The sequence below is a fragment of the Nocardia sp. NPDC006982 genome (assembly GCF_042869435.1).
Classification (GTDB): Bacteria; Actinomycetota; Actinomycetes; order Mycobacteriales; family Mycobacteriaceae; genus Nocardia.
The window spans coordinates 1-5,205 of sequence record NZ_JBIAFV010000062.1 but is presented as its reverse complement, the minus strand read 5'-3'; the positions used below and the strand labels follow the sequence as shown (position 1 = coordinate 5,205).

5 protein-coding genes and 1 pseudogene are annotated in these 5,205 nt (G+C 61.7%); all 6 read right to left on the bottom strand.

What is annotated here, in order from left to right; genetic code table 11:
* Nucleotides 1–136: 136 nt before the first annotated feature.
* Nucleotides 137–1,216: a methyltransferase gene (locus ACFYOW_RS49280; protein WP_387299064.1), complete on the bottom strand. Its 1,080-nt coding sequence runs from the start codon at nt 1,214–1,216 to the stop codon at nt 137–139.
* Nucleotides 1,217–1,230: 14 nt separating this feature from the next.
* The gene (locus ACFYOW_RS49275; protein WP_387299068.1) at nt 1,231–1,833 is read right to left on the bottom strand and encodes a zinc-binding dehydrogenase; all 603 of its coding nucleotides are present in this window, start codon (nt 1,831–1,833) and stop codon (nt 1,231–1,233) included.
* Between the two features lie 54 nt (nt 1,834–1,887).
* Nucleotides 1,888–2,316 (bottom strand): annotated as a pseudogene (locus ACFYOW_RS49270) (alcohol dehydrogenase catalytic domain-containing protein); the annotation flags it as partial.
* A 44-nt stretch (nt 2,317–2,360) separates the two neighbouring features.
* Nucleotides 2,361–3,521 carry a sedoheptulose 7-phosphate cyclase gene (locus ACFYOW_RS49265; protein ID WP_387299066.1) on the bottom strand — a complete coding sequence of 387 codons (1,161 nt, stop codon included), beginning with the start codon at nt 3,519–3,521 and terminating at the stop codon, nt 2,361–2,363.
* Nucleotides 3,522–3,572: 51 nt separating this feature from the next.
* Nucleotides 3,573–3,983 carry a hypothetical protein gene (locus ACFYOW_RS49260; RefSeq protein WP_387299062.1) on the bottom strand — a complete coding sequence of 137 codons (411 nt, stop codon included), beginning with the start codon at nt 3,981–3,983 and terminating at the stop codon, nt 3,573–3,575.
* A complete protein-coding gene (locus tag ACFYOW_RS49255; RefSeq protein WP_387299060.1) occupies nt 3,980–4,789 on the bottom strand; it encodes a cupin domain-containing protein in 810 nt (269 codons plus the stop codon). The genes ACFYOW_RS49260 and ACFYOW_RS49255 overlap by 4 nt, the downstream gene beginning before the upstream one ends.
* Between the last annotated feature and the right edge of the window lie 416 nt (nt 4,790–5,205).

The window sequence follows — 5,205 nt, the reverse complement described above, 5'->3', positions numbered from 1 at the left end:
ATGTTTCGCCACACCATCCAACACCACGAACTGCGTCTATATCCGATCCGCCTGCGCGACAGATGGATCGACACGCGCCCGATCATCAAATTCCGACCAGACCCATTATCCGGCGTCCGCTGGCACGGCGGGTCGGTCACCGATCGCTTCGCCTCCCGGTCCTGGCGTTGTCCAAACCCTCGCGCGGCGTAATGACGCATTCCAGAACGGAGATCGCCGCATCGGTAGACAACACTTGTTGGAGACTCAGACCAGCGCCGTCGAGTAGTCGCCGGTATTCGCTCAGGGTGCGTTCTCGACCGGCCAGGACGGCGAGCATGACAAGGTCCAACATGCGTGCTGGATGTGGCGCGCCGTCGTCGTCTGGCAATATCGCCTCGACGATCAGAAGGCGGCTTCGCTGGGCCATCGCCGCAGCGCACGCCTGCAAGATCATCAGGCAATCGTCATCATCCCAGTCGTGCAGGATGTGCGAGAGAACGTACACGTCCGCGCCGGGCGGAACATGATGGAAGAAGTCGCCTGCCACCGTCGTACAGCGGTCGCTGACGTCGGAGTGAGCAAGGAATTCACGCGCACGGTCGATCACGGCAGGCTGATCGAGCAGGGTACCGGCGAGTCGCGGGTACCTACTGAGCATCTGTGTCAGCAAAGCGCCCGTTCCGCCTCCCACATCCACTGCCCAGTCAGCCCAGCCGAGATCGACCGCGGACACGACTGCCGCGGGCTCATTGCCGTGTTGGGCGGTCATCAGCCGGTCGAATGACGCACCCGCATCACGATCAGCTTTCAGCAACTCGAAAAGCGGTGCACCGTGGGCGATTTCGGGACCGGTCCGTCCGCACGTGATGCGTTCTGGAAGTGCTGTCACAGAATCACGCCAGATTGGGCCCTCGAAGCAGGTGATCAAGTCGCGGGTGGCGGACGGGTGATCCTGGGTCAGCCAGGTCCCCGCTTCGGTCAACGAGTATCGGGTGACACCGTGAGAGTCTTCGGCGGACAAGAGTCCCGTGGACGCCCCCGCTCGCAACAGCTGCTGTAATGGGCCGGGTTGGACGAGCAGCCTATCGGTCAGCTCGGCGCGAGACAGGGGGCCTGCTGCAGCCAGCAAGTCTGGAATCTCCAGCTGAACAAGGACATACAGTGCTCGGGCGAGAAATGCGGAGTGCATGATGTCCCGCACTGCGGCGGGAGCGGCTCCACCTTCGTTACTCATTAGACCCCATCCCGTCAATCCGCAACATCGAACAGAAGCACCGGCTTGATCACCGCACTGGATGCTGCCGCTCGAGCGGCCTTATTGATTTCGGCAAACGGAAATGGCGTGATGAGCTTGTCGTAGGGAAGACGCCCGCCGCGGTAGAGATCGAGCAGCTCAGGGATGAAAGATCGTGGATCGGCGTCACCCTGGTTGATGCCGATGATGTGCGGTACCCGGTCCAACATTGCCGTCATGTCCAAATGCACTTCGGTGCCTGCCGGGGCCGCGCCGATAACCCCGCATATGCCCGCGATCGCGAGGCTGTCGACTGCAGCCCGCAACGTGCGTGGGTCCCCGGTCGTGTCGAGTGCGTAGTTCACGCCACCGCTGGTCATATCACGGATCGCGGCCGCAGTATCGCCCTGCCGGGCGTCGATGACGTCGTCGGCGCCGAGTTTATGGGCGATGGCAAGTCGATGGGGTTGCCGATCGATCGCAATGACGCGCGTTGCGGGGGTGAGGCGGGTGGCGAGCAGTGCCGAAAGGCCGACTGCGCCGACGCCGAAGATTGCGATGCTGCTGCCCGCGACCGGCCGCAGAATTCTCAGTACCGCGCCGACCCCGGTTTGCACTCCGCACCCCAGTGGAGCCGCTATGTACAACGGCACGTCGTCCGATACAGGTATGGCGGCGCGCGCGTTAACCACGACCCGCGTCGCGAACGAGGACTGTCCGAAAAAATGACCGTGGACAGGGCGGTTGTCGCGGTGGACAGTAGCGGTGCCGTCGAGACGGCTGCCTGCGCACAGGTTGAGAGCGCCCCAATGTGGGCAACGCACCGGGTGCCCGGCCCGACATGGCTGGCAGCTGCCGCACGAGGTGAAGCTCAGAACGACCCGCGTGCCCGGCGACAGGGTTGTTACGGCCGCACCTACAGCTTCGACTACCCCTGCGCCTTCGTGCCCGAATACCGCGGGTGTCGGGAAAGGTGTGTTGCCTGCTTGCGCGTTCAAGTCCGTGTGACAGATTCCGGTGGCGTGAATGCGGACCCGCACTTCGTCGGGGCGCAGGTCGTCGAGGGTGATCTCCTCGAACCGAAACGACGCGCCTGGCATCTCTACCACCGCCGCGGTCGCCGACACAGTCGAATCCGTGAACGTCATCGTGGCAGTCCGGCCTGGTCGCTGCACTGGCTCGTCATAAATGCCCCGCCGTTGGTCATATCGCAGTTGTGCGCTAGGTAGTCGGCGGCGTCCGCGAGTTCGTCGATGGTGATGTCATCGACGAATGTCGCCTGCCCGATGCCGATCGGTAGCGGAAGGCGCTGCCTGCCATCACGGTGTTCCACCGTGGCGACAAGCGCCGCATGCAGCGTCGACCGACTGAGCAGCCGATGATAGGTCGGCAAGCCCAAGTCGCGCATGAGCTGAAGTATCCGGTCGGTCTCGCCGCGACCGAGACCGCGCGATTGGGCGACGACCGTGAACAGTGCCATGTCGATCGCGACAGCCTCGCCGTGCAACAACTCCGGCAGCGCGCGCATCTCCAAGACGGGGCTGACGGCGTGCCCGAAGTCGGCCAAGCGGCTCAGTTCGTGCTCCCACAAGTTGTCGGCCAGTTCGTCTCGCATGTGCTGCACGGCAGCCCGCAGTATCTCGGCGACCGGCCCGTCGTCGGTCCCGGGCTGGAATGCCTCGTCGATCGCACGCTTGCCGTGTTGTTCCAGCAATTCGAATAGGCGCGAATCCATCATCAGGGCCAACTTCACGATCTCCCCGACGCCATTGGCGAGCTGTCGGGACGGGAGGGTTGCAAGGAAGGAGCGGTCCAGCAGGGCGGCCTGTGGCGGGTAATAGGCGCCCAAGCGGTTCTTGTGGCCGTCGTCGTTTACCCCGACCTTGACGCCGAACGCAGCGTCAACCAACGCCAGCAATGTGGTGCCGACACGAATGTATGGTGTGCCGCGGCGCAGCAGGGATAAGGCAACGCCCGCCACATCCAATAGGACGCCCCCACCGATTGTCGTGCACACAGACCGTCGCGGCAACCCATAGGCACCGAGTTCGCGCGCTAGTTGCTGGGCGGTCTCCAAGTTCTTCGTCGATTCGGACACTGGGACCGCGAGAATCTCGTGGTCCACTCCGTAATGGTCGAGATACTCGATGAGCGAATTCCCGTAGATGCGGTTCACTTCGGCATCGATCACGAAGAGCCTGCGAGATCTGTCGCCACCGCTCGCTTCGATTAGTGCTGGATTATCCAGATGGAATAGATTGTTGGTTAAGACAATTGGATAGCTTACATCCTGGTGAGCTTGCATCTGCCAGGTGTACTCACTGGGTTCTACGGTACGGGCAACGGTCATGGCTACTTATTCCTCGGTGCCGTTATCGCGGCTCGGCCGACGCGGCGGCAGATGTTCTGTCACGCGACGGGAATGCAGGGAGAACCACAGCAGCACGCATCCAGAGTTTGTGCTTACCTGGGGCGCCCCGGAGGTGTCGCCGATTGATACGACGTCTCCGGACTCGACCTTGTGCTCATTGGTGCCGCTGACCGTCACGATAGCGACGGTTGCCGAGCCGCTGGCGACGAAGATGACCGACTCCGTTCCTTCGACCGCAGGCTCGTACCGTACCTCGGGCGACACGGTAACTATGTCGAACGCTTCGCATTCGGCGTGAACGTGCCCCCTGCGAAAAGGCGTGCGTACCATGACAGTTTTCTCGGCCGCATTGGTAAAGTATGTCTTCGACGCATGCCCCGGCGGGCTGATAATCATGGTGTTCCCTTGGATCTCGGCTGAAAGGCCATTGACGCCACAAACAGTTCGAACGACTCACCGTGCGGACAGAATGTCGCGTCTTCGCCAAGCGGCAGACAGATCGCCGTGTCCTTTTCGACGACTTTGATAGTGCTTCCGAACTGGACGGTCCCAGTCCCAGCGAGCACGTACACGGCGTATTCGTGATCTGTTGTCCGCAAGGTCAGCGAATCATCGCCGACGAGCCGATGACGGCTGATCTGCTCAATCGGTCCTGACAACGGCAGCGAAGGTATCGTGCCGGGTTCTCGCAGCGAAAGTACGTCCGTCACGCCAACTCCTCCGATATCTTCGAAACCAATGCTGTGCGTGTCACCGGAGTGAACCTCCTTGAAAACTTGTGCGGTCGCGGGTGACAGCAGTTCGATCACCAACCATGTCAAATCAGCGCCCCTGTGTGTATTGCGCAATGCGTGCGACGCGCCGACACCAGTGACGACTACATCTCCTGCCGAGACATCGTGCGGTGTGCCGTTCAATACCATTTCGCCGGAGCCAGAAAGAATGAAGTAGAGCTCCTCTGTGCGTGTATGTAGGTGTTCCCCGCTGACTGCGCCAGCTGGTAACCGTGACCACTCGAATGCTTCCCAGGGCCCGATGAACTGGGACCGGCGTGCGTGTACCGCATATTCCGCGCGGCCCACACCGCCGTGCATGCCGTATACCTCGGACGGCACCCCAAGCGTGCTGATGATCGCGGAGTGTTTGCGCATGCCAAAGTGGTACGGCGGTTGCTGAAAAAGTGCAACGAAGCATTCCCTCATCTGGGAATACTCATGCAACAGTGCGCTGTCGCAGGTGGCGGTGTCGCGTTCATCGTAAACCGGTGTGTTTGCTCAGAGTGTTCTGTGATCCGGCCCCCTGGACCGCCATCGCAGCCGGCGTGCTGGCGTTCGGCCCGTTCGCGCTGTGGCAGCATCGCATAACCCAACCACTAGTCGACCTTGAGCTCTCTGCTACGCCCAAATTCCCTTGGGGCGCTGTCTGTGTAGTCGCGGTTAACTTCGCCGAGTGAAGTCTGTTCTTCACCATTCCCCAGTACTTCCAGGCGGTATTGGGCACCGACTCGCTGGTCAGCGGCCTAGGTACTCCAGCCGCACTTAGTTATGTGATCGGTGTCGTCGCTGGTAGTGGGCTTGCCGTGCCCGGTATTGGTGGCGTCGCCGCCAGATGGACCACT

What these genes read in the sequence shown, in the direction of transcription:
- ACFYOW_RS49255 (WP_387299060.1), bottom strand. Translation starts at nt 4,789, where the DNA reads ATGAGGGAATGCTTCGTTGCACTTTTTCAGCAACCGCCGTACCACTTT.
- ACFYOW_RS49260 (WP_387299062.1), bottom strand. Translation starts at nt 3,983, where the DNA reads ATGATTATCAGCCCGCCGGGGCATGCGTCGAAGACATACTTTACCAAT.
- ACFYOW_RS49280 (WP_387299064.1), bottom strand. Translation starts at nt 1,216, where the DNA reads ATGAGTAACGAAGGTGGAGCCGCTCCCGCCGCAGTGCGGGACATCATG.
- ACFYOW_RS49265 (WP_387299066.1), bottom strand. Translation starts at nt 3,521, where the DNA reads ATGCAAGCTCACCAGGATGTAAGCTATCCAATTGTCTTAACCAACAAT.